Genomic DNA, 22435 nt, shown 5'->3' with positions numbered 1-22435 from the left:
GCGGGACGACCACGCCTGTCGTACCCGGGTCGCACCCGACCGGACCGGGCACAGGATGTCGGGTGCCGCGGGGCCGTGCCTTCCTAGCGTGGGAACCGAAAGGGAAGGAGGCCCGGGTGCTGGAGCGGCTGAATCAGGCCATGGAACACATCGAGCGGCACCTCGACCGGACGGTCGAGGTGTCCGACCTGGCGCGCATCGGGATGACCTCGGAGTACCACTTCCGCCGGCTGTTCTCCGCGCTCGCGGGGATGCCGCTGTCGGAGTACGTCCGGCGCAGGCGGCTGACGGTCGCGGGTGCCGAGGTGCTGGCCGGGGAGCGGACGCTGCTGGAGATCGCGGTGCGGTACGGCTACGGCTCGGGCGAGGCCTTCGCGCGCGCGTTCCGCGCCGTGCACGGGGTCGGTCCCGGTGAGGCCAGGCGGTCAGGTGCGTCTCTGCGGTCCCAGTCCCGGATGTCCTTCCGCCTCGTTGTCGAAGGGAGCAGCAGCATGCGGTACAGGGTCGTGGAGAAGGACGCGTTCCGGATCGTCGGCAGGAAGGCGCGTGTCCCGCTCGTGCACGAAGGGATGAATCCGGCCATCGTCGACTTCATCCGGGGACTCGGCCAGGAGACCCGGCAGCGTATCGAGGACCTGTCCGACCAGGAGCCGGAGGGGATCATCTCGGTCAGTGACGATCTGGACGAGAGCCGCGCCGAGGGGACCGAACTCGACTACTACTACGGTGTGGTGACCGGCGCCGCGGTGCCCGCGGACATGGACGCGCTCAGCGTCCCGGCCGGGACCTGGGCGGTGTTCGAGAGCTCGGGACCGTTCCCGCAGACGCTCCAGTACCTGTGGCGGGACGTCTTCACGCAGTGGTTCCCGTCCAACCCCTACCGGAGCCGGCCGGGCCCCGAGATCCTGCGGACCCGGCTGTCGCAGGACGGGGCACACGCGGACGCGGAGCTGTGGATCCCGGTGGAGCGCACCGCCGTCTGAGCGCGCGCGAGTGGCGGGACGCGCCGGCCGTGATGCCCGGCGCGTCCCGCCCGGACCGGCTCCGGCGGCCCCTGGGCGCGCGGTCCCGCCGGACCGTGCGGCCGGGGGGTGCCGTTGGGTGGCTGCCGTCCGGTGACGGTCGTTCAGCGGCCACTATTCGGTGGCCGTAGTTCAGTGGCTGCCGGTGAGTTCGCCGCTGAGCGAGCCGTGGATACGGGCGCTCTGCTCGTTCAGCCCGACGATCTCCACCTGTTTCCCGCGCTGCTCGTAGCGGGTCGTGATCGCGTCCAGCGTCGCGACGGAGGAGGCGTCCCAGATGTGCGCGGCGGACAGGTCGACGACGACCCGGTCGGGGTCGGTCGCGTAGGCGAACCTGCCGACGAGGTCGTTGGACGAGGCGAAGAACAGCTCGCCGGTGACGGAGTAGACGACCCGGCTGCCGTCCGGATCGGTGACCGAGGTGACGTCCGCGAAGTGCGCGACCCGCCTGGCGAAGATGACCATCGCGGTGATCGAGCCGACGACCACGCCGACGGCGAGGTTCTCGGTGGCGACCACGCAGACGACGGTGACGACCATGACCGTGATCTCGCCCGCGGGCATCCTCCTGAGGGTCTTGGGCGCGATGGAGTGCCAGTCGAAGGTCGCGAAGCACACCATGATCATGACCGCGACGAGGGCCGCCATCGGGATGTCGGAGACGACCGGCCCGAAGACGATGCACAGCACCATCAGGAACGTCCCGGCGAGGAAGGTGGACAGCCGGGTACGGGCGCCGGAGACCCGCACGTTGATCATCGTCTGGCCGATCATCGCGCAGCCGCCCATGCCGCCGAAGAACCCGGTCACGATGTTCGCGATGCCCTGGCCGATGGACTCGCGGGTCTTGTTGGAGTGGGTGTCGGTGATCTCGTCGACCAGCTTGGCCGTCATCAGCGACTCCATCAGCCCGACCAGCGCCATCGCGAGCGCGTAGGGCGCGATGGTCGTCAGCGTGTCCAGGGTGAAGGGCACGTCCGGCAGTCCGGGCACGGGGAGGGACGAGGGCAGCTCGCCCTTGTCACCGACCGTCGGTACGGCGATGCCGGCGGCGACGGTGATCACGGTGAGGATGACGATGGAGACCAGCGGGGCCGGGACCGCCTTGGTGATCCTCGGGAAGAACACCATCAGCGCCAGCCCGCCGGCGACCAGCGGATACACGGCCCAGGGCACGTCGCTGATCTCGGGGACCTGGCCCAGGAAGACCAGGATCGCCAGCGAGTTGACGAAGCCGACCATCACGCTGCGGGGCACGAACCGCATCAGCCTGGCGACACCGAGCGCCCCGAGGACGATCTGGAAGATCCCTCCGAGGATGACGCCCGCGACCAGATAGCCGAAGCCGTGCTCCCGGTTGAGCGGTGCGATGACCAGGGCCACCGCACCGGTCGCCGCGGAGATCATCGCGGGCCTGCCGCCGACGAAGGAGATGACGACGGCCATGGTGAACGACGCGAACAGGCCGACCGCCGGATCGACCCCGGCGATGATCGAGAACGAGATCGCCTCGGGAATCAGCGCCAGGCCCACGACGAGTCCGGCCAGGGCCTCGGTCCGGAAGACCTTCGGGGACAGCCAGGGCGGACGCCGGCCGGCGAACCGGCCGACCGGGGACAGTACGGAAGTGGACAAGGGGAGCAGGACCTGTCGGACTCGGGCACACCCGGCGGCACCGTGGGGCGTGCGGGGGCCGCGGGAGCCGGACGGCGTCCCGCGGATCGTCCGCGACGGCGGACGGAAGCTTCGGGGGCAGGCAGCGCTGGTGGCTGCCGCCGGGGCGGCGTACCGCCACGGCCGGGCACCGCCGTGGCGCACACCCACCGCAATCGGGAGGGCGCCGGAGACATCGTCGGTCCGGCCATGGTGCACGGGCGCTGAACAACTCTACCCTAACGTTAGGGTAGAGATGGAAACGCCGTCCGTCGTGGCCACGGCGAGAGGCGGGAAGGGCACCCTGTGAGCAGCGGGCACATGCAGATCGGCGAGGTCGCCACACGGACCGAGCTGTCGCTGCGCACGATCCGGCACTACGAGGAGTCGGGCCTGGTGGTCCCCTCGGCCAGGTCCCGGGGCGGGTTCCGCCTCTACACCGAGGCCGATGTCGACCGGCTGATGGTCATCCGCCGGATGAAGCCGCTCGGCTTCACCCTGGAGGAGATGCGGGAGCTGCTGGAAGCGATCGACCATCTCGACCACGGCGGGGAAGCCACGCCGGAGGAGCGCGACGCGCTCCTGGAACGGGTGCGCGCCTACGAACGGGCCGCGTCCGAGCAGGTGCTCAAGCTGCGGACCCAGCTGTCGCGGGCCGAGGAGTTCGCCGGGACGCTCCGCGCCCGCCTGGAGCGGACGGGCCCGTCCGGGGGGTGACCGGCGGAGGTGACCACCAGGGGGTGACCGGCGGGGGAAGGCCCCGGCCCCGCAGGCCGAGCGTACGACGACGCCCAGCGGCCCCGCAGGCACGGACCCGGGAGCCGGCGCGGGTCGCCTGCCCGCACCGGCGGGCGGTCCACGCGCCCACCACGCCGGTCCCTTCTCCGCGTACGCCGGGGGGCTCGCCCTCCGGGAGCCCGGCCGGCCGGGCCGGCCGCCCACCTCGGACACGGCGACCGGACACGGCGACCGGACGCACCGCCGGCCCGCGCACCGCCCCGGCCGTGCCGCCACACTCCGGAGACCTCTCGCTGCCGTACCCCGCGCAATGGCATCCTGACCAGGTGAACGGACCTGAGATCACCCTCGAAGTAGCTCCGGAACTCCGGCTCTTCGTCGCCCACGAGCGCCGTCAGGGACGGACCGCCGTCGCCACCGACGGCTCGTCGACCCTGGGACACGTCGTGGAGTCCCTCGGCGTCCCTCTCACCGAGGCCGGACAGCTGCTCGTCGACGGCACGCCCGTGCCCGTGTCGCACATCCCCGGCGCGGGCGAGCTGGTCGAGGTGCGGGCCGTGCGGCGCCCCCAGCAGGTTCCCGGCGCACCCCTGCGCTTCCTCCTCGACGTCCACCTGGGCACGCTCGCCCGCCGGTTGCGGCTGCTGGGCGTGGACGCGGCGTACGAGAGCGAGGACATCGGGGACCCGGCGCTGGCGGCCCTGTCCGCGGCGCAGCGACGGGTGCTGCTCTCCCGGGACAGAGGGCTGCTCAGGCGCCGGGAGATCTGGGCGGGGGCGTACGTCTACAGCGACCGGCCCGAGGAACAGCTCCGCGACGTCCTGGGACGGTTCGCCCCGGTGCTCGCGCCGTGGACCCGGTGCACCGCGTGCAACGGGGAGCTCGTGGAGGCCGACAAGGATTCCGTGAGCGCCCGGCTGGAGAAGGGCACCCAGCAGTCGTACGACGTGTTCGCCCGGTGCACGGCCTGCGAGCGGGTGTACTGGCGGGGCGCCCACCACGCGGGGCTGGAGGCCGTCGTCGCGGACGCGGTGCGCGAGTTCGGCGGGGCGGGCAGCGGGGCCCCGACCGCCTGACACGGCGGACGTCGGCCCGTCAGAACACGTACGGATCACCGGTGGAGAGGGTCAGCACCTCGTGCGTGTCGTCATGCCGGTCGCGGTCGCTCGCGCCGCCGCTCCACACCGTGTCCACCCGCACGGCCCACGCACCGGCGCGCGGGCACGGCGTGAAACGCTGAACCCATGGTCGTCGCCCGCTCCGTCGCGCTCTTCGTCGTCGCCGCGCTCTTCGAGATCGGGGGCGCCTGGCTCGTCTGGCAGGGCGTGCGTGAGCACCGCGGCTGGATCTGGATCGGCGCGGGCGTCATCGCCCTTGGCGCGTACGGCTTCGTGGCCACGCTCCAGCCGGACGGCGACTTCGGCCGGATCCTCGCCGCGTACGGCGGGGTGTTCGTCGCCGGGTCGATCGCCTGGGGCATGGTCGCCGACGGCTACCGCCCGGACCGCTGGGACGTGACGGGGGCGCTGATCTGCCTGGCCGGCATGGCCGTGATCATGTACGCGCCCCGCGGCCACTGAGCCCCGCACCCGGAGGGCCTGCCTATCCTTGGCCCCTACCCGACCAGTTGTCCGAGGAGTTCGCCATGGCCGCCACCCCCATCGCCGTCATCACCGGTGCGAGCAGCGGCATCGGTGCCGCGACCGCCCGGCAGCTGGCCGCCGCCGGGCACCGTGTGGTGCTCACCGCCCGCCGCAAGGACCGCATCGAGGCCCTCGCGGCCGAGCTCACCGAGGCGGGCCACCAGGCGACGGCCTACGCCCTGGACGTCACCGACCGGGCGGCCGTGGACGAGTTCGCCACCGCGTTCCGCTCCCTGGCCGTCCTCGTCAACAACGCGGGCGGGGCGCTGGGCGCCGACCCCGTCGCGACGGGCGACCCGGCCGACTGGCGCCAGATGTACGAGACGAACGTCATCGGCACCCTCAACGTCACCCAGGCCCTGCTGCCCGCCCTCACCGCGAGCGGCGACGGCACGATCGTGATCCTGTCCTCGACCGCGGCGCTCTCCTCGTACGAGGGGGGCGGCGGTTACGTCGCGGCCAAGCACGGCGAGCACGTCCTGGCCGAGACCCTCCGCCTGGAGATCGTCGGCACCCCGGTCCGGGTCATCGAGGTCGCGCCGGGCATGGTCAAGACCGAGGAGTTCGCCACGACCCGCTTCCGGGGCGACACGGAGAAGGCCGCGAAGGTCTACGCGGGCGTCGACGCCCCGCTCACGGCGGACGACGTGGCCGACACCATCACCTGGGCCGTCACCCGCCCCAGCCACGTCAACATCGACCTCCTGGTGGTCCGCCCCCGCGCCCAGGCCTCCAACTCCAAGGTGCACCGCACGCTGTGACCGGCGACGGAGGAGGAGCCCCGGACCGCGGCCGGTCCGGGGCTCCTCCTCACGCGGGGTGCCGGGCCTCAGCCCTTCACGCACACGACCTGCTTGAGCTTCGCGACGACCTCGACCAGGTCCCGCTGCTGCTCGATGACCTGCTCGATCGGCTTGTACGCGGCCGGGATCTCGTCCACGACGCCGGAGTCCTTACGGCACTCCACGCCCCGCGTCTGGTCCTCCAGGTCCCGCGTCGAGAACTTCCGCTTCGCGGCGTTCCGGCTCATCCGCCGCCCCGCCCCGTGCGAGGCCGAGTTGAACGACTTCTCGTTCCCCAGGCCCTTCACGACGTACGAACCGGTGCCCATCGATCCGGGGATGATCCCGAATTCACCGGAACCGGCCCGGATGGCGCCCTTGCGGGTGACCAGCAGGTCCATGCCCTCGTACCGCTCCTCCGCCACGTAGTTGTGGTGGCAGGAGATGACCGGCTCGAAGGTGATCCTGGCCTTCTTGAACTCCTTCCGGACCACGTCCTGGAAGAGACCCATCATGATCGAGCGGTTGTACTTCGCGTACTCCTGCGCCCAGAACAGGTCGTTGCGGTACGCAGCCATCTGCGGGGTGTCCGCGATGAAGACCGCGAGGTCACGGTCGACGAGTCCCTGGTTGTGCGGGAGCTTCTGGGCCTGCCCGATGTGGAAGTCCGCGAGTTCCTTGCCGATGTTCCGGGAACCGGAGTGCAGCATCAGCCACACCACGCCCGCTTCATCGAGACAGAACTCGATAAAATGATTACCCGATCCGAGCGTTCCCATCTGCTTTGTGGCACGTTCCTGACGGAACTTGACCGCATCGGCGATGCCGTCGAACCGGGACCAGAAGTCGTCCCAGCCCGCCGTGGGGAATCCGTGCAGCTTTCCCGGGTCCGCGATGCTGTCGTGCATCCCGCGGCCCACCGGGATGGCCTGCTCGATCTTCGACCGGAGACGCGACAGGTCGCCCGGCAGGTCGTTGGCCGTCAGCGACGTCTTCACCGCCGACATCCCGCAGCCGATGTCCACGCCCACCGCGGCCGGGCACACCGCCCCGTGCATCGCGATCACCGAACCGACGGTCGCGCCCTTGCCGAAATGGACGTCCGGCATGACGGCCAGACCCTTGATCCAGGGCAGCGTCGACACGTTCCGCAGCTGCTGCATCGCGCCGTCCTCGACCGCAGCCGGGTCTGCCCACATCCGGATCGGGACCTGCGCGCCGGGCACCTCCACATACGACATAACCCCTCTATTCCCCCGAAAAGACCGAAAGCGCAAAACCGGTGCCGAGGTCGGCATATAGGTCTGCCGACCGGCATTCACAGCGGCGCGTGCGATACACATTGTGTCCATCGGCCGCCCGTGAGCGGCAACCTGTTTTCGTACCGAAGGGAGCCTGGGACCGTGCGACACATGGCGTACGTACCCGGCGTCGCGCTCCTCGCAGCGCTCGTCGCCGGCTGCAGCGCCGGCTCCGACGCCGACGACCCCGCCGCCGACAGCAAGCCCGGCAGCCCGATGGTTACGGCCGCACCGCCCGGCAAGTACCGGACGCTGCCCGAATCCTGCCGCGCCGTGCCGCGTTCCACGCTCAAGGACCTGCTGCCGGGAGCCACCGAGCTGCCCGAGAGGCAGCAGGAGAAGGTGTACGAGGGCACGGCCACCGTCACCTACGACACCGACCGCAAGGTCGGCTGCCGCTGGAGCTCGACCGCCCCGGACGCGTCCCGGAACCTCTCCATCGACTTCGAGCGCGTCGTGTCGTACGACACCTCGGTGAGCGACGACGACCGCGCCGACGAGGTGTACGCGAAGAAGGAGGACGCCGCCGGTCTGGCCCCCGGGGGGACCGGCGCGACGCCCAGCAGTACCGTCGCCGGCTCCCCCGGTCCGACGCCCAGCGGCTCCCCCTCCGGGTCTCCGGGCAAGACCGGGTCCGGCTCCCCCTCGGCGAGCCCGTCCGCCGACACCGCCGAGGAGCTCCGGCCCCGACTGCTGGAGGGCCTGGGGGACGCCGCGTATCTGGACGACACCCTCACCCGGGCGGGATCCACCGCCCAGCACCGCACCGTGAGCGTGGTATTCCGCACATCGAACGTCATCGTGACCGTCCAGTACACCGAGCAGCCCGCCCGCGTCACCGAGGTGCCCGACAGCCAGGAACTGCAGGAGAAGGCGCAGGCCCTGGCCCGCAAGCTGGCCGAGACCCTCAGCGAGTAGCCCTCGTCGGCGGGCCTCCGCCGCGGGGCCGCCCCGCACCCCGGGGCCCGCGACCGAGGCGGCATCCGGCCGCCGTCCGTCGTACCGTGGCCCTCCGGGCCGCCCGGCGGGCCGGCCGGTTCAACCGCCCGTCGCACAGCCCGACCCGACGTACAGCACCACCCGCCGCACAGCCCTACCGCCCGCACGACCGAGACCGCCGTGCCGTCCGAGTGAAGGAACCATGCACCGATCAGCCCCGCGACTGTCCCGCATACTCGTCTGCGCCGCCGTTCCGGTGATGCTCGTCGTCGCCGGCTGCTCGTCGGACTCCGGCGACAAGAAGGGCTCGGACTCGTCCGCCGCGCCGAGCGGGAAGAAGACGGAGCCGACCGTCGAGCCCGCGAAGTTCGACGCGCTGCCCGCCGACACCTGCAAGTCGATCGGTAAGAAGACGATCGAGTCCCTGGTCCCCAAGAGCAAGGTCAAGTCCGGCACCGCGGGCAAGTCCAGCAACACGGATACCCGCAGCAGCTGTTCCTGGAACGGCCTGGACGACAACGGCGTCAAGGGTTCCCAGTACCGCTGGCTCGACGTCGGCTTCCTCCGCTTCGACTCCGACCAGGCCCTGGGCAGCGGAGCCGAGCGGGCCACGGACGAGTACACCAAGCAGGTCGCCAAGGCGCAGGCGACCGAGGGTGCCAAGAAGGCCGCGGCCGCACCTGCCGACGGAATCGGTGAGCAGGCCACCACCGTCACCTACGACCTCACCAAGACGAGCGAGGACTTCAAGTACGCGACGGTCGTCGCCCGTACGGGCAACGTCGTCGTCACGCTCACCTACAACGGCGCGGGCTACGCGGGAGCCAAGACCCCCTCCGCGGCCGACATCCTCAAGGGCGCCGAGAAGGCCGCCAAGGAAGCCGTCGCCTCCGTCGACGGCGATACCGCCACCACGGAGAAGCCCTCGGCCAAGCCGTCGGCCAAGGCTTCCGCCACACCGTCCGCGAAGACCTCCGGCAGGACGACGTCCCCCAAGACGACCGCCAAGGCTTCCCGCAAGGCGTAGCGGCACCCCACGACGCGAAGGAGCGCACCCGCCGGGCCGGAATCGGGCCGGCGGGTGCGCTCGTCCGCGTCGGCACCGAAACGAGTGCCGGGGATCCGGGAAACGGCCCGCGAACGGTGCGGGAAAGCCGCACCGGCGCGACGGAGGTCGCCGTGTCGCGTTGGGCGTCGGACGGCCTCCGCCCGTACCGGCCCGCACTCGCTCGTACACGTGTGCCAGGCTGTCGCTCGCAACAGACCGAGCAGGGAGGGGAACGCGGGTGGCCGCAATGCAGCTGACACGCACGCACCGAATACTCATCGGGGTCGTCGTCGCCGGTGCGGTGCTCATCGCCGCGATCGGCTTCGCGGGGTCGTACGCAGCCGTCCGCGAACTCGCGGAGGAGAAGGGATTCGGCCGGTTCTCCCTGGTCTTCCCGATCGGTATCGACGCGGGGATCTGTGTCCTGCTCGCGCTGGACCTGCTGCTGACCTGGATGCGGATCCCGTTCCCGCTGCTGCGTCAGACGGCCTGGCTGCTGACCGCGGCCACCATCGCCTTCAACGGCGCCGCCGCCTGGCCCGACCCGCTGGGCACCGGTATGCACGCGGTGATCCCGATCCTGTTCGTCGTCTCCGTCGAGGCCGCCCGGCACGCCGTCGGCCGGATCGCGGACATCACGGCCGACAAGCACATGGAGGGCGTCCGCCTCACCCGCTGGCTGCTCTCCCCCGTCCCCACGTTCAAGCTGTGGCGCCGGATGAAGCTGTGGGAGCTGCGCAGTTACGAACAGGTCATCAAGCTCGAACAGGACCGGCTGATCTACCAGGCCCGCCTGCAGGCCCGGTTCGGCCGCAACTGGCGCCGCAAAGCACCCATCGAGTCCCTGATGCCGCTGCGCCTGGCGAAGTACGGCGTACCGCTCGCCGAGACCGCCCCGGCCGGCCTCGCCGCCGCGGGCATCGAACCGGCACTGCTGCCGCCCGCCCCCGCGGCCGTCGAGGGAGAGCCGCAGCACCCCCAACTCCCGTACGCCCCGCAGCAGGACGTGCAGAACCCCGCAGGGTCCCAGTACCAGGCACAGCAGGCACAGCAGGCACAGCAGCAACACGGGCACCAGCAGCACCCGTCGGCGGACCAGGACGACTGGCCGCAGGACGGCCCCGGCTCCCACGACAGCCCCTGGTTCGCCGCACCGCAGGTTCCTGAGGACGCGTACGAGAGCGCGTACAACCCGACGTACGTCGAGGGCCTGGAGCCCACTCCGGTGATGATCCCGTCCGGCCCGGGTGGCCGGACCCGCCCGCTCGGGAACGTGGGCACGATCGGCGCGTTCCCGCACCCCCGCAACGGCGAACCGCAGCCCGCCCCGCACCCGGAGCAGCAGGACCCGTCGCGTAAGCAGGAGCAGCAGCCGCAGGCCCCCCAGCAGCAGCCGGACGTGCGGATTCCGCAGGAGCAGACCCCGCAGGCGCCGCAGACCCCGCAGGACCAGGACCAGGACCCGCAGCCGCCTCGTGACGCGCAGAAAGAGGCCGAGTGGGCCGCGGCCGAGGCCGAGTTCGGTGAGATCGCGTACAAGGTGTTCGCCGAGTACACGCAGGAGCACCAGAACTACCCCAGCGTCGCGGTGCTCGACATCCACCTGGCCGACGGCCACAACGTCCGCCATCCCCGCAGCGGTCCGCTCCTGCGGCGACTGCTGCCGGGCTTCAGGCAGCGCTTCGACAACGAGATGTCCGCCGAACACATCGCGTGACCCCCACGCACGGACGACCGGGCGGGCCGCTGAGCGGCCCGCCCGGTCGTTTCGCTGTCGGGACTACGCGCCGAGGAGCCTGCGCACCCGGTCCGCGCCCACGGCGAGCAGCAGCGTGGGCAGCCGCGGCCCGGTGTCCCGGCTGACCAGCAGCCGGTAGAGCAGCGCGAAGAAGGACCGCTGGGAAGCCTTCAGCTCCGGTGTCGGCCGGGCGTCCGGCTCCAGCCCCTCCATCACCTTCGGCACGCCGTAGACGAGCGTGGTCAGCCCGTCCAGCGACCAGTGCGAGTCGAGCCCTTCCAGCAGCAGCCGCAGCGACTCGCGGCCCTTCTCGTCCAGGGAGCCGAGCAGTTCCTTGTCCGGCTCGTCGCGGACGATGGTGCGGGCCTCGGCCGGGACCTGGCTGGTGATCCAGTTCTCGGCGCGGTCGAGCCGGGGCCGTGCCTCGTCGAGCGAGGTCAGAGGGCTCGAAGGGTCGAGCTCGGTCAGGATGCGCAGTGTCTGGTCCTCGGCGCCCGCCGTGATGTCGGCGACCGAGGCGAGCGTGCGGTACGGGAGCGGGCGCGGGGTGCTGGGCAGCTCCCCCGCGGCCGTGCCGACGGCCCGCGCGTAGGCGGCGGCGTCGGCGGGCAGCACCGAACCGTCGGCGACCTTGCGGGCCAGCGAGTCCCACTCGTCGTACAGCCGCTGGATCTCCTGGTCGAAGGCGATCTTGAAGGACTGGTTGGGCTTGCGGCGCGCGTACAGCCAGCGCAGCAGCGGCGCCTCCATGATCTTCAGCGCGTCGGCCGGGGTCGGCACACCGCCCTTGCTGGAGGACATCTTCGCCATGCCGGAGATCCCGACGAACGCGTACATCGGTCCGATCGGCTGGACGCCGTCGAAGACCTCGCGCACGATCTGGCCGCCGACCACGAAGGAGGAGCCGGGCGAGGAGTGGTCCACGCCGCTGGGCTCGAAGATCACGCCCTCGTAGGCCCAGCGCATCGGCCAGTCGACCTTCCAGACGAGCTTGCCGCGGTTGAACTCGCTGAGGCGCACCGTCTCGGCGAAGCCGCAGGCCGAGCAGGTGTAGTTCAGCTCGGTCGAGTCGTCGTCGTAGGACGTGACGACGGTGAGGTCCTTCTCGCAGTTGCCGCAGTAGGGCTTGTACGGGAAGTAGCCGGCGGTGTTGCCGCTGCCGTCGTCCTCGTCCGCCGCGCCGGAGCCCTCGGCGGCCTCCAGCTCGGCCTCCTCGACCTTCTTCTGCTGCGGCTTCTTGCCGCCCTTGACGCCCGCGGCGCCGTCCTTCTTGGTGCGGTAGCGGTCCAGGACGGCGTCGATGTCGGCGCGGTGGCGCATCGCGTGCAGGATCTGCGCGCGGTACGTCCCCGCCAGGTACTGCTCGGTCTGGCTGATCCCGTCGTACTCCACGCCGAGCTCGTCCAGCGCCTGGGTCATCGCGGCCTTGAAGTGCTCCGCCCAGTTCGGGTACGCCGACCCGGCGGGGGCGGGCACCGAGGTCAGCGGCTTGCCGATGTGCTCGGCCCACGACTCGTCGACGCCCGCGACCCCGTTGGGGACCTTGCGGTAGCGGTCGTAGTCGTCCCAGGAGATCAGGTGGCGCACGGTGTGCCCGCGGCGGCGGATCTCGTCGGCGACGAGGTGCGGGGTCATGACCTCGCGGAGGTTGCCCAGGTGGATCGGGCCCGACGGGGAAAGGCCGGACGCGACGACGACCGGTTTGCCAGGCGCACGTCGCTCCGATTCGGCGATGACATCGTCCGCGAAGCGGGAGACCCAGTCGGTCTCGGTGCTGCTCTGACTCGAAGCCACGGTCGGCACGTCCTTCTCTCGTGTAGGACTCATAGGGGCGGGATCCATTCTCCCAGGTACCGACCGCAGCGCGAAAACGGCTTTGCGCCGCGTGGGATACTCGGGCGATCCCTTGTCTCCTACGGAAACGGCAGCCGGCTCATGGCTTCGGTCCCTTCCCTCGCTTCCACGCTCCAGCAGCAGCTGGCGGACGCCCTGACGGCAGCTCTGCCGGATGCCGGCGCCGCGGACCCGCTGCTGCGCCGAAGTGACCGGGCCGACTTCCAGGCCAACGGCATCCTCGCGCTCGCCAAGAAGCTCAAGGGCAACCCGCGCGAGCTGGCGGCCCAGGTCACGGCCGCCCTTCCGACGGGTGGCCTGATCAAGGACGTCGAGGTCTCCGGCCCCGGCTTCCTCAACGTGACGCTCACCGACCGGGCGATCGTCGAGACCCTCGCCGCGCGCGCCGCGGACGGCGACCGGCTCGGCGTCCCGGTGAACGCCGCCGCGGGCACGACGGTCGTCGACTACGCCCAGCCGAACGTGGCGAAGGAGATGCACGTCGGCCACCTGCGGTCGGCGGTCATCGGCGACGCCATGGTGCAGATCCTGGAATTCACCGGCGAGCACGTGATCCGGCGCCACCACATCGGCGACTGGGGCACGCAGTTCGGCATGCTCATCCAGTACCTGATCGAGCACCCGGGCGCCCTGGGCCATCAGGAGGGCGGGGCGGCCGACGGCGAGGCCGCGATGTCGTCCCTGAACCGCGTCTACAAGGCCTCGCGGGTCCTCTTCGACGCCGACGAGGAGTTCAAGGCCCGTGCCCGGGACCGGGTGGTGGCCCTCCAGGCCGGTGACCCGGAGACGCTGGCGCTCTGGCAGGGCTTCGTCGACGAGTCGAAGGTCTACTTCTACTCGGTCTTCGACAAGCTCGACGTGGAGGTCCGCGACGCCGACATCGTCGGCGAGTCGGGCTACAACGACATGCTGGAGGAGACCTGCCGGATCCTGGAGGAGACGGGTGTGGCCGTCCGCTCCGAGGGTGCGCTGTGCGTGTTCTTCGACGACGTGAAGGGCCCGGACGGCAACCCGGTCCCGCTGATCGTCAAGAAGACGAACGGCGGCTACGGCTACGCGGCGACGGACCTCTCCGCGATCCGCGACCGGGTCCAGGACCTCAAGGCCGACTCGCTGGTCTACGTGGTCGACGTCCGGCAGTCCCTGCACTTCAAGATGGTCTTCGAGACGGCCCGCCGGGCGGGCTGGCTCAACGAGGACGTCAAGGCGCACCAGCTGGCGTTCGGCACGATCCTGGGCAAGGACGGCAAGCCGTTCAAGACCCGTGAGGGCGTGACGGTCCGGCTGGAGGACCTGCTGGACGAGGCCGTGGAGCGGGCCACCGCGGTCGTCCGCGAGAAGGCCGCGAAGGTGGGCCTGTCCGAGGACGAGATCGTCGAGAACGGCCGGTACGTCGGCGTGGGCGCCGTGAAGTACGCGGACCTGTCGACCTCGGCGGTCCGGGACTACAAGTTCGACCTGGACCAGATGGTGTCGCTGCACGGCGACACGTCGGTGTACCTCCAGTACGCGTACGCCCGTATCCGCTCCATCCTGCGCAAGGCCGGGGACGCGAAGCCGGCCGCGCACCCGGAGCTGGGGCTGGCTCCGGCCGAGCGTGCGCTGGGCCTGCACCTGGACCAGTTCGGCGAGGTCCTGGCCGAGGTGGCGTCGGCGTACGAGCCGCACAAACTGGCCGCGTACCTCTACCAGCTCGCCTCGCACCTCACCACGTTCTACGACCAGTGCCAGGTGCTCAGCGACGAGAACCCGGCGGAGGTCGTCGAGAACCGGCTGTTCCTCGTCGAGCTCACCGCCCGCACCCTGCACCAGGGCATGGCGCTCCTCGGCATCAGGACGCCCGAGCGCCTCTGACCGCGTCGCGGTGGACGAAAGGCCCGGCACCCCTTCACGGGGTGCCGGGCCTCCGCGTACCTACGCACCACCCCGGTTCACTGCGGCCGTCCCAGCGCCCATCCCGACACGTCGGCCAGCCGGCCCCGCCACAGCGGCAGGTGCAGGGCGCCCGCACCGCCGAGGACGACTGTGACGTCCCTGAGGTGGATCCAGCGCGGCAACTGCCCCCCGCTCTCACCCGCGACCAGCTCCCGGATGCCCTGGTCCACCGTCTCGGGGAACTCCGCGATCAGGTTGGCGCCCTCGCCCTCGACCTGGCGCAGGCTCCTGGCCCAGTCGGCCTTCCACGCCTCGTGACCGATCACGTCCCCGTGCAGCACACCGCCGGTGAGGGTGAGGGTGATCGGCAGGCTCGACCGCAGCTCTCTGTCCAGCAGCTGGATCAGCAACTGCAGCTGCAGATCGGGCACCGGCTCCGTGATGACCGCGGGCGCCTCCAATGATGCCTGGACGGACTCGCTCATGGCGTGCTCCCTTCACCTGACGGACGGCAGGTGAAGGGCCGTATGCCCCCGGCCGGGCCGCCCACACCCGGAACAGGGCCCGTACGTCCCGTCGGCCGTACCGCGCCGCCCGCACGATCGCGTGTCCCGTCCGGTCAGTACTCGGCTTTCACCCACTCCGCCCTGTCCGCCCAGTAGAGGTACTGCGGCCTCCCGGAGATGCTGCTCGTACGGAACGGCTCGCCGTTGTCGTCGATGCGCAGGGTCCCGCTGCGGTCGCCGCTGCTCCACTCCAGCTCCAGGTACCAGGTCACGTCGTGTCCCTCCACGTGCGCGTCGAGGTTGAACACCTCCACGTCGGTGGAGCTCACCTGGTACGGGAAGTCCTTCGCCGGGACGACGGAACCGCCGTCCTGCCCCGCGACCGGCTGCGTGTGGGGCTGGCCGTCGTCCAGGTCGATGTCGAAGGACTGCGGGGTGATACCGCTTCCGCAGCCCTCCCCCATCGAGTACGCGGCCCAGGTGAGCGCCGGTTCGCGCGACACGACCCGCACGTGCAGTCCCTTGAGCACGACCGCTTCCTGTGACTCCCCCTGGAGGGTGAGTTCGAGCATCATGTCGCCCCCGTCCACACCGCCGAGCGCCTTCGCCCAACCGCGGCTTCCCTGCGGGTCGGTCGGCGGCGGCGGCACGGTGCCGGGTTCGCCGTCGAGCAGGTAGTACTGCCCGCACGGCGCCTCCCAGTTGTACGAGCTGATGACGGCACTCACCGGGGTGCCCCGGTCGTCCGCCCCGCCGTTCGGCCGTGCCGGTGCGCCCGCGGCGGCGGGTGGCTCGGCGGTGGCGCTGCCGCCGGCCGACGGGGAGGCCGACCGGCTCGGCTTCGCTGACGGGCTGCCGCTGCTCGGGCGGGGGCTCGGGCTCACGCTCGACGCGGTCGTTCCCGCGGCCGCGTCGGCACGTCCGCCGCCGGACCCGTCGTCGTCCGTGAGGCCACGGACGGCCAGGGCGGCGGGCACGGTGAGCGCGACGACGGCCGCCGCGGCGAGCAGGACGCGCAACCGCCGGGAGGGCCGCCGCGCAGCGACGGGCCCGCCGGCGGGAAGCCCGGCCCCCCCGAGCGGCGTGATGTCCCCGCCTACCGACTCCGACTCCGACTCCGACTCCGGTTCCGGTTCCGGTCGAGGCTCCTGCTGGGGTTCCGGCGCCACGTCCCCCGCCGGAACCGATCGCCCGGGCTCCGCGGCGACGATCGTCTCCGGCTTCCGCGCCCCCCGCCGCTTCGCCTCGTCGGCCAGAATCCACTTCCGGTGCAGCCCGACCAATTCGTCCGCCGACGCCCCGCACACCCGGGCGAAGCGCTCGACGGGCGCGTAGTCGTGCGGCACGGCGTCGCCGTTGCAGTACCGGTGGACGGTGGACGTACTCATGTGCAGCTTCCGGGCAAGCACTCCGTAACTCAGCCCGGAACGCTCCTTGAGCTCACCGAGCTCTGCCGCGAAGTCCTGGATCTCCGTACCCACCCCGACCGTTCCTCCCTCTGATCCATCCCGGGAAGGCGTTCCAGGGAGGTCTTGTTTCCCCAGGTCAGGGGGCATACAAGCGTTCCGGCGTCCCGTGTGCCCCAGCAGCCGTTGCCACCGGAATCCGGCGCCGCACAAGATGTGGACACACCGCCGAACGCAGCCTTCGCCACCTCGGGAGACGCAGTGCGTATCCGCTTCCGACTGAGCCTCACAGACACCGTCGCCACAGGAGTACTGATCGCTTCCACCGCGACCTTCCTCTCCCTCCTGTGGCACCTCTGACCACTCTTCATTGTCCAGTACATCGAGCACCATCCGGCGCGCCAGTGCTGCGGCGCCGAGCACGCCTGATCTTCCGAACACCTTCCGAAGACCTTCTGAACACCTTTCCGAACGGGGAGAACCACCTCATGCGTAACCGTCACTTCCGCCGCGTCGCCCGCACTTCCGTCCTCGGCACCGCCGCGCTGCTCACCGCACTCACCCTGACGGCCTGCCAGGAGGACGGCTCGGCGGCTGTCGGCACCTCCACCCCGGCACCCGCGGCGTCGCCCGAGCAGCCGGCGGACAGCTCGAAGGCGCCCTCGGAGGACCAGGGGAAGGGCACCAACGGCGCCGCCGCGGGCTCGGGTTCGACCGACGCCGAGCCTGCCGCGCAGAAGCCGAAGGAGACCGGCACCGACGCCGACAACGGCGGCGACGACGGCCCCGTCACCCTCGCGTGCGACGGCGGGAACACCAAGGTGACGCTCACGGCCGTGCCCCGGCCCGTCAACCACATGCTGCTCACGGTGACCAACTCCGGTTCCAAGGCCTGCAACGCCTACTCCTACCCGTTCCTGAAGTTCGGCGAGGCGCAGTCGGCCCCCCAGGCCTTCGAGGAGAGCAAGCCGCAGGCCGTCGTCACCCTCAGTCCCGGCCAGTCCGCCTACTCCGCCGTCATGACCTCCTCCGCCGACGGCAGCGGCACGGACGGCTACTCCGCCGAGGACCTGACCGTCAGCTTCCAGGGCCGCGAGGGCTCCGGGTCCAGCGGCCCGTCGGCGACCGTCCCGCTCAGCAAGCCCGTCTACGTGGACAGCACCCTCAAGGTCACCTACTGGCAGACGGACATGGCCGACGCCCTCGCGTACTGAGCCACCGCTGAGTGTGAGGCAAAGGACGGGAATGCGGGCGATGTGCCCGAATTCCCTGTCCCTTGCCTCACATCCGCCATCGGGGACGTGTCCCCCGTGCGAGCTACGCGCGGGTGTCCACCGTGAGGTGACGATTCCGGGGCGCGGGATCCGTAGCGTTCGGAGTGCCGCGGCACCCCGGCCTGCCAGACCCCGAGGTGACACGCCAGCTGGTGGGCCGGTTCGCCGCCCGGATCCGGCCCACGAAGGACACGGCGCCGGACATCCCGCTGACCCCCCGCGAACTGGAGGTCCTGCGCCTCATCACGGACGGCCTCTCCAACAACGGATTTCGCCGCGACCCTCGTGATCAGCCGGGAGACGGCCAAGACCTTCGTCCCCCGCATCCTCACCGAGCCCGGACTCCGCGACCGCGTCCTGGCGGTCGTCCACGCCTACCGCCAGGGCCTGGCGTCCTGAACCGTCAGGTCGCGACGACCGGCCGATTGAGTCCGTGTGAACGCGCACCACACGACCTTGCCGGGATCCCTCTCCCCCACGCCCCACCGGTCGGCGAGCGCGTCCACGAGCAGCAGTCCCCGACCCGACTCCCCGTCGGGCCGCCGCACCGCAGGCACCCCGCCACCACTGTCGTGCACCTCCACGGACAGCACGCACCCCTTCGCCTCCAGCCGCAGCCGGACCAGATACCCGCGCCCCGGCGGCACCCCGTGCAGCAGCGCGTTGGTCGCCAACTCGCTCACACACACCAGCACGTCGTCGAGCCGCACCCCGAACCCCCAGTCGGTCACGGCCACCCGCACGAACTCCCGCACCGCAGCGACCGACCGGCGTTCACGCCGGCAGAAGCGCTCACGGAGCAGCGGGAGTTGCATCGTCTCGTTCATGAGACGAGCGTCACTCTCTGTGCCTATTGTTCAGCAGTAGGTGAGCACGTACAGATCTCTTGTACGGGCCGCCGACGCGTGAAGTACGCACCCAGGCGGGGAGGCCCAACCGTATGCACCCCAGGAAACGGCAGCGCAGGAACGCGTCGGCCATGAAACTCGTCGGCAAACTGGTCGGCCTGTTCCGCGTCGCGGCGGACCTGACCCAGGCCCAGCTCGCGGACCGGGCAGCCGTACAGCTGGAGACGATCGCCTCCATCGAACAGGGCCGCCGCGCCCTCCTCCCCGACCTGGCCCGCCGCCTGGACGCGCTGCTGGACACGAAGGGGGCGCTGGAGACGGCGGTGGACAACATGCCGGAGGTGGACCTGATCCCGGCGTGGGCGGAGCAGTACATGGACCTGGAGCGGGAGGCGTTCGTCCTGTCCTTTTTCGCGAATCAGGTCCTGCCTGGCCTGCTACAAACAGAGGGCTATGCCCGAGCCGTCTTCACGAGCAGGGTGCCCGCCTTCAGCGAGGACGAGATCAGCGGCTTGATCTCGGCCCGGCTGCAACGGCAGGAGCTGCTCCGCCGCAATGTGCCTCCCACCGTCAGCTTCATCCTTTCCGAAGCTGTCGTGGTGGCCCGGCTCGGCGGGCCGGAGGTACATGAGGAGACACTGCGCCATCTCCGTGGTTGCGCTGAACTGCCGGGCATCGCGCTGCAGGTCATCCCACTCAGCCGCCGGTCGCACGCCGCGCTCGACGGTCCATTCATCCTGCTCGAAACACCGGACTACCAGCACCTCGCGTACACGGAGACCCAGCGCGGCAGTCAGCTGATCGCCGACCCTGACGAGGTCAGCATCCTCACGCAGAAGTATGCGATGCTGCGAACGCAGGCTCTCGACACCGAGGACACGAAGAGTCTGCTGGACCGGCTGCTAGGAGAGCGATGAGCACCCAACTTGAGTGGTTCAAGTCGAGCTACAGCGGCAGCGAAGGCGGCGAGTGCCTCGAAGTCGCCTACGACTGGCGCAAGTCGAGCTACAGCAGCGACGAGGGCGGCGCCTGCATCGAGGTCGCCACACACCCCTCCGCCGTCCACGTCCGCGACTCCAAGAACCCCGAAGGCCCCGCCTTCACCGTCGCCCCCACCACCTGGTCGGCCTTCGCCGCGTTCGCAGCCCGGAGCTGACCTGACCGGGCGAGCAGGTGTTCAGGGGGCTTTGAGCAGATCGCGAAGCTCGGCGACGTAGGTACGCACATCCCGTTCCACGGGCAGTACGGCGGGGGCCTCCGGCACACCCTGATCCGGCTGCCGACAGGCGCGGCAGAGACCATCGGGCAGCGCATCGGCGCGGCCGGGCACACCGCACTTGGTGCATTCCATCATCACCCGCCGGACGGTCGCACCGGGCGCGGGCGGCACCGGGGCGGCGGACACCCGGGGCGGGATCTTGTCCGTGAGGCGGCGGCGGACGAGCCCGACCGGCGAGTCGACCCCGGCGGGGAGCCCGGCGACGAGTGCCTGCACGAGGTAGTCGGCGTCCACACCACGGGTGAACCACTCGGCGGCCAGCGGCTCCAGGACCGCGCAGTCGGCGGCGGAGAGCGCCAGACGGGCATCGACACGGCCGAGTCGCGCCAGGGCCGCGTACGCGGGCGAGTCACCCTCCAGCACGGGCGGAACCGGCTCCGGCGTCCGCTGCTGCGGTACTACGTCAGCCACCGGCCGGACGGTGACGGGCTCGGCGACCTTCGGCTGTTCGCGCTCGGCACCGACGAGCGCGCCCCACCACTCGTTGTCGCGGGCGGTTCGGGACCAGAACGTGCGGAAGACCCAGCGCACTTGCCCACCCTCACCGGTCACCAGGCACCGCACACGTCGCAGGTACCCGGCGACGGACAGGGCTTTCAGGGCCGAGCCGACCGCCTGCTGCCCGTAGAGCGGCAACTGCCTGGCCAGGCCCTTGACGTCCATGGCCGCACCGTCGGGCAGCTGGTCGATGAACCCGGCGATGTTCCGCTCGCGTAGAGGCAGCAGCATGAAGTCGGCACCGCAGCGGGCCTGTTGGTCCGGGGCGGATCGCTTGCCGTAGCCGGGATTGGCCATCGGACACGGGCGTGAGGATGCGGGGGCACGCAGGGCAGGGCTAGGGTGCTGGACAGCCACGAGATCGTCTCCTAACGATCTTGGGGTGAGACCCCGGCCTGGTGTTGTCAGCACCGCGTCGGGGTCGTTCTGGTTTCCGCACCGTAAGCAGTCACGACACTCCGCTGCAAGTCGGTCACTATTAGTCATACTTGCTGCTCGTGACGGGGCCGGGAGGTCGGAAAGGTCTACCCGAACCCTCTTCCACCTACCGGGTAAAGAAGGCGCTCGAATCCCGAAGTCCGCGTCTCGTCGCCCGAGTCCCGAAGCTCAAGCGTCGGACCCGACGGCTCCCGGCACCACCCGGAAGAGTGATCCCGCCCCGCCCGAAGCTCGTCCCCCGAACCCCGGCGCCCGAAGCCTGAGCTTCGAGCACCGGTTCACGCCCTCGCCCGCCTCCGCAAGGTCCTCCGGCTGCTTGTCCGGCGGATAACCGTCCTTGCGCCAGGAGCCGAAGCACCCGGGCCATGATCCGGTCCCTGGCCCGCTCCTTCAGCTTCCGGTCGACGGTGACGCCCTTGCGGATCTGCTCGTACAGCTCGTGGGCGATCCGCGCGAGGACCGAGTCCTCCATCTGCTCGACCGCCGAGGGGTCGGCAGCCAGAGCGACGTAGAAGGCCGGCGAGAAGCGGGGTCCCTCATTGGTGAAAAGCGGGCCACGATCTGTCGTGACCCGCTCCAGAACCCCTGCGCAGGGCGTCAGCGGCCCAGCCGCCGCGCGACCTCCGTCGCCCAGTACGTCAGGATGATCTGCGCTCCGGCCCGCCGGACGCCCGTCAGGCTCTCCAGGATCGCCGCGTCCCGGTCGATCCAGCCCTTCTCCGCGGCGGCCTCGATCATCGCGTACTCACCGCTGATCTGGTACGCCGCGACCGGCACGTCCACCGACTCGGCGACCTTGGCCAGGATGTCCAGGTACGGTCCGGCGGGCTTGACCATGACCATGTCGGCGCCCTCCTCCAGGTCGAGCGCCAGTTCACGCATCGACTCGCGGATGTTCGCCGGGTCCTGCTGGTACGTCTTGCGGTCGCCCGTGAGCGAGGAGCCCACCGCCTCACGGAACGGACCGTAGAACGCGGAGGAGTACTTCGCGGTGTACGCGAGGATCGACACGTCCTCGTGCCCGGTCTGGTCCAGCGCGTCGCGGATCACCCCGACCTGGCCGTCCATCATGCCGCTGGGGCCCACCACATGGGCGCCCGCGTCGGCCTGCACCTGGGCCATCTCGGCGTACCGCTCCAGCGTGGCGTCGTTGTCGACGCGGCCGTCCTCGGTCAGCACCCCGCAGTGGCCGTGGTCGGTGTACTCGTCCAGGCACAGGTCGGACATGATCACGAGGTCGTCGCCCACCTCCTCCCGTACCGCCCGCAGGCCGGCCTGGAGGATGCCGTCCGGGTCGGTGCCCGCCGTGCCCCGGGCGTCCTTCTTCTCGTCCGGCGGGACACCGAAGAGCATGATCCCGGAGACCCCGGCCGCGACCGCGTCGACCGCGGCCTTCCGCAGGGTGTCCAGGGTGTGCTGCTGCACGCCGGGCATCGACGAGATGGCGACCGGGGCGTCGATGCCCTCACGCACGAACGCGGGCAGGACCAGATTCGCGGGGTCGAGCCGGGTCTCGGCGACCATGCGCCGCATGACGGGCGTCGTCCGCAGCCGCCGGGGCCGCGAGCCGGGGAAGTTTCCGTACACAGTCAT

General features: G+C 70.8%; 21 protein-coding genes and 1 pseudogene. 13 read left to right on the top strand and 9 right to left on the bottom strand.

Going from position 1 to position 22435, the window contains the following annotated elements:
• Window positions 1–116 precede the first annotated feature (116 nt).
• Window positions 117–983, top strand: a complete 867-nt coding sequence (locus ACFWVP_RS26380; RefSeq protein ID WP_384500285.1) for a GyrI-like domain-containing protein — start codon at window positions 117–119, stop codon at window positions 981–983.
• Window positions 984–1154: 171 nt separating this feature from the next.
• On the opposite strand, the gene ACFWVP_RS26375 is transcribed toward ACFWVP_RS26380, so the two are convergent.
• Entirely contained in the window at window positions 1155–2657 is a 1503-nt protein-coding gene (locus ACFWVP_RS26375) for a SulP family inorganic anion transporter (RefSeq protein WP_384500283.1), read from the bottom strand.
• Between the two features lie 339 nt (window positions 2658–2996).
• Between ACFWVP_RS26375 and ACFWVP_RS26370 the strand changes: the two genes are divergently transcribed.
• The 4 genes from ACFWVP_RS26370 to ACFWVP_RS26355 all read left to right on the top strand — a co-directional run bounded on the left by ACFWVP_RS26370 (window position 2997) and on the right by ACFWVP_RS26355 (window position 5817).
• The gene (locus ACFWVP_RS26370) at window positions 2997–3392 is read left to right on the top strand and encodes a MerR family transcriptional regulator (protein ID WP_384500371.1); all 396 of its coding nucleotides are present in this window, start codon (window positions 2997–2999) and stop codon (window positions 3390–3392) included.
• A 347-nt stretch (window positions 3393–3739) separates the two neighbouring features.
• Complete coding sequence (locus tag ACFWVP_RS26365) at window positions 3740–4489, top strand: Mut7-C RNAse domain-containing protein (RefSeq protein WP_384500282.1); 750 nt, start codon at window positions 3740–3742, stop codon at window positions 4487–4489.
• A gap of 168 nt (window positions 4490–4657) precedes the next feature.
• Window positions 4658–4993, top strand: a complete 336-nt coding sequence (locus ACFWVP_RS26360; RefSeq protein ID WP_384500280.1) for a YnfA family protein — start codon at window positions 4658–4660, stop codon at window positions 4991–4993.
• Between the two features lie 65 nt (window positions 4994–5058).
• On the top strand, window positions 5059–5817 hold the full coding sequence (locus ACFWVP_RS26355; protein WP_384500278.1) for an SDR family NAD(P)-dependent oxidoreductase: 759 nt from the start codon (window positions 5059–5061) through the stop codon (window positions 5815–5817).
• Window positions 5818–5885: 68 nt separating this feature from the next.
• Here the strand turns inward: ACFWVP_RS26355 and ACFWVP_RS26350 are convergent, their stop codons facing one another.
• Window positions 5886–7079, bottom strand: coding sequence for an RtcB family protein (locus ACFWVP_RS26350; RefSeq protein ID WP_384500276.1), 1194 nt, complete (start codon window positions 7077–7079; stop codon window positions 5886–5888).
• Between the two features lie 171 nt (window positions 7080–7250).
• Between ACFWVP_RS26350 and ACFWVP_RS26345 the strand changes: the two genes are divergently transcribed.
• The 3 genes from ACFWVP_RS26345 (at window position 7251) to ACFWVP_RS26335 (ending at window position 10843) form a co-directional block, all read left to right on the top strand.
• Window positions 7251–8057, top strand: a complete 807-nt coding sequence (locus ACFWVP_RS26345) for a DUF3558 domain-containing protein (protein WP_384500274.1) — start codon at window positions 7251–7253, stop codon at window positions 8055–8057.
• A 223-nt stretch (window positions 8058–8280) separates the two neighbouring features.
• Window positions 8281–9105 (top strand): DUF3558 domain-containing protein, encoded by an 825-nt coding sequence (locus ACFWVP_RS26340; protein WP_384500272.1) that lies wholly within the window; start codon window positions 8281–8283, stop codon window positions 9103–9105.
• A 259-nt stretch (window positions 9106–9364) separates the two neighbouring features.
• Window positions 9365–10843 (top strand): DUF2637 domain-containing protein, encoded by a 1479-nt coding sequence (locus ACFWVP_RS26335; protein WP_384500271.1) that lies wholly within the window; start codon window positions 9365–9367, stop codon window positions 10841–10843.
• A 63-nt stretch (window positions 10844–10906) separates the two neighbouring features.
• On the opposite strand, the gene lysS is transcribed toward ACFWVP_RS26335, so the two are convergent.
• Entirely contained in the window at window positions 10907–12667 is a 1761-nt protein-coding gene (lysS, locus tag ACFWVP_RS26330; RefSeq protein ID WP_384500369.1) for a lysine--tRNA ligase, read from the bottom strand.
• Window positions 12668–12799: 132 nt separating this feature from the next.
• Between lysS and argS the strand changes: the two genes are divergently transcribed.
• Window positions 12800–14572, top strand: a complete 1773-nt coding sequence (argS, locus tag ACFWVP_RS26325; RefSeq protein ID WP_384500269.1) for an arginine--tRNA ligase — start codon at window positions 12800–12802, stop codon at window positions 14570–14572.
• Between the two features lie 77 nt (window positions 14573–14649).
• Here the strand turns inward: argS and ACFWVP_RS26320 are convergent, their stop codons facing one another.
• A complete protein-coding gene (locus ACFWVP_RS26320) occupies window positions 14650–15078 on the bottom strand; it encodes a hypothetical protein (RefSeq protein WP_384500267.1) in 429 nt (142 codons plus the stop codon).
• Window positions 15079–15212: 134 nt separating this feature from the next.
• Window positions 15213–16580: a helix-turn-helix domain-containing protein gene (locus ACFWVP_RS26315; RefSeq protein WP_384500265.1), complete on the bottom strand. Its 1368-nt coding sequence runs from the start codon at window positions 16578–16580 to the stop codon at window positions 15213–15215.
• A 413-nt stretch (window positions 16581–16993) separates the two neighbouring features.
• Here ACFWVP_RS26315 and ACFWVP_RS26310 point away from each other — a divergent pair, with 413 nt between their 5' ends.
• Window positions 16994–17719, top strand: a complete 726-nt coding sequence (locus ACFWVP_RS26310; RefSeq protein WP_384500263.1) for a DUF4232 domain-containing protein — start codon at window positions 16994–16996, stop codon at window positions 17717–17719.
• Window positions 17720–17859: 140 nt separating this feature from the next.
• Window positions 17860–18178: pseudogene (locus ACFWVP_RS26305) on the top strand (LuxR C-terminal-related transcriptional regulator); the annotation flags it as partial.
• Here ACFWVP_RS26305 and ACFWVP_RS26300 read toward each other — a convergent pair.
• Entirely contained in the window at window positions 18154–18606 is a 453-nt protein-coding gene (locus ACFWVP_RS26300) for an ATP-binding protein (protein WP_384500261.1), read from the bottom strand. The pseudogene ACFWVP_RS26305 and the gene ACFWVP_RS26300 sit on opposite strands and share 25 nt — an antisense overlap.
• Before the next feature lie 113 nt (window positions 18607–18719).
• Between ACFWVP_RS26300 and ACFWVP_RS26295 the strand changes: the two genes are divergently transcribed.
• Both ACFWVP_RS26295 and ACFWVP_RS26290 read left to right on the top strand, forming a co-directional pair.
• Complete coding sequence (locus tag ACFWVP_RS26295) at window positions 18720–19544, top strand: Scr1 family TA system antitoxin-like transcriptional regulator (protein ID WP_384500259.1); 825 nt, start codon at window positions 18720–18722, stop codon at window positions 19542–19544.
• The gene (locus ACFWVP_RS26290; protein WP_384500257.1) at window positions 19541–19783 is read left to right on the top strand and encodes a DUF397 domain-containing protein; all 243 of its coding nucleotides are present in this window, start codon (window positions 19541–19543) and stop codon (window positions 19781–19783) included. Before ACFWVP_RS26295 ends, ACFWVP_RS26290 begins: the two co-directional genes overlap by 4 nt.
• Window positions 19784–19804: 21 nt before the next feature.
• Here ACFWVP_RS26290 and ACFWVP_RS26285 read toward each other — a convergent pair whose 3' ends face one another.
• The 3 genes from ACFWVP_RS26285 to hemB all read right to left on the bottom strand — a co-directional run bounded on the left by ACFWVP_RS26285 (window position 19805) and on the right by hemB (window position 22435).
• Entirely contained in the window at window positions 19805–20701 is an 897-nt protein-coding gene (locus ACFWVP_RS26285) for a MarR family transcriptional regulator (RefSeq protein WP_384500256.1), read from the bottom strand.
• A gap of 247 nt (window positions 20702–20948) precedes the next feature.
• The gene (locus tag ACFWVP_RS26280; protein ID WP_384500255.1) at window positions 20949–21314 is read right to left on the bottom strand and encodes a hypothetical protein; all 366 of its coding nucleotides are present in this window, start codon (window positions 21312–21314) and stop codon (window positions 20949–20951) included.
• 125 nt (window positions 21315–21439) lie between these two features.
• Window positions 21440–22435 (bottom strand): porphobilinogen synthase, encoded by a 996-nt coding sequence (hemB, locus tag ACFWVP_RS26275; RefSeq protein WP_384500253.1) that lies wholly within the window; start codon window positions 22433–22435, stop codon window positions 21440–21442.

The sequence above is a fragment of the Streptomyces sp. NPDC058637 genome, assembly GCF_042717325.1.
Classification (GTDB): domain Bacteria; phylum Actinomycetota; class Actinomycetes; order Streptomycetales; family Streptomycetaceae; genus Streptomyces.
Note: the sequence above shows the minus strand (reverse complement) of the source record. Positions and strands in the feature narration are given on the sequence as shown.

Coding starts and splice junctions, on each gene's coding strand:
- ACFWVP_RS26340 (WP_384500272.1), top strand. CDS start 8,281: ATGCACCGATCAGCCCCGCGACTGTCCCGCATACTCGTCTGCGCCGCC.
- ACFWVP_RS26290 (WP_384500257.1), top strand. CDS start 19,541: ATGAGCACCCAACTTGAGTGGTTCAAGTCGAGCTACAGCGGCAGCGAA.
- ACFWVP_RS26285 (WP_384500256.1), bottom strand. CDS start 20,701: ATGGCCAATCCCGGCTACGGCAAGCGATCCGCCCCGGACCAACAGGCC.
- ACFWVP_RS26280 (WP_384500255.1), bottom strand. CDS start 21,314: ATGGAGGACTCGGTCCTCGCGCGGATCGCCCACGAGCTGTACGAGCAG.
- ACFWVP_RS26345 (WP_384500274.1), top strand. CDS start 7,251: ATGGCGTACGTACCCGGCGTCGCGCTCCTCGCAGCGCTCGTCGCCGGC.
- ACFWVP_RS26320 (WP_384500267.1), bottom strand. CDS start 15,078: ATGAGCGAGTCCGTCCAGGCATCATTGGAGGCGCCCGCGGTCATCACG.
- ACFWVP_RS26350 (WP_384500276.1), bottom strand. CDS start 7,079: ATGTCGTATGTGGAGGTGCCCGGCGCGCAGGTCCCGATCCGGATGTGG.
- ACFWVP_RS26295 (WP_384500259.1), top strand. CDS start 18,720: ATGCACCCCAGGAAACGGCAGCGCAGGAACGCGTCGGCCATGAAACTC.
- ACFWVP_RS26300 (WP_384500261.1), bottom strand. CDS start 18,606: ATGAACGAGACGATGCAACTCCCGCTGCTCCGTGAGCGCTTCTGCCGG.
- ACFWVP_RS26370 (WP_384500371.1), top strand. CDS start 2,997: ATGCAGATCGGCGAGGTCGCCACACGGACCGAGCTGTCGCTGCGCACG.
- ACFWVP_RS26355 (WP_384500278.1), top strand. CDS start 5,059: ATGGCCGCCACCCCCATCGCCGTCATCACCGGTGCGAGCAGCGGCATC.
- argS (WP_384500269.1), top strand. CDS start 12,800: ATGGCTTCGGTCCCTTCCCTCGCTTCCACGCTCCAGCAGCAGCTGGCG.
- ACFWVP_RS26360 (WP_384500280.1), top strand. CDS start 4,658: ATGGTCGTCGCCCGCTCCGTCGCGCTCTTCGTCGTCGCCGCGCTCTTC.
- hemB (WP_384500253.1), bottom strand. CDS start 22,435: ATGACTGTGTACGGAAACTTCCCCGGCTCGCGGCCCCGGCGGCTGCGG.
- ACFWVP_RS26310 (WP_384500263.1), top strand. CDS start 16,994: ATGCGTAACCGTCACTTCCGCCGCGTCGCCCGCACTTCCGTCCTCGGC.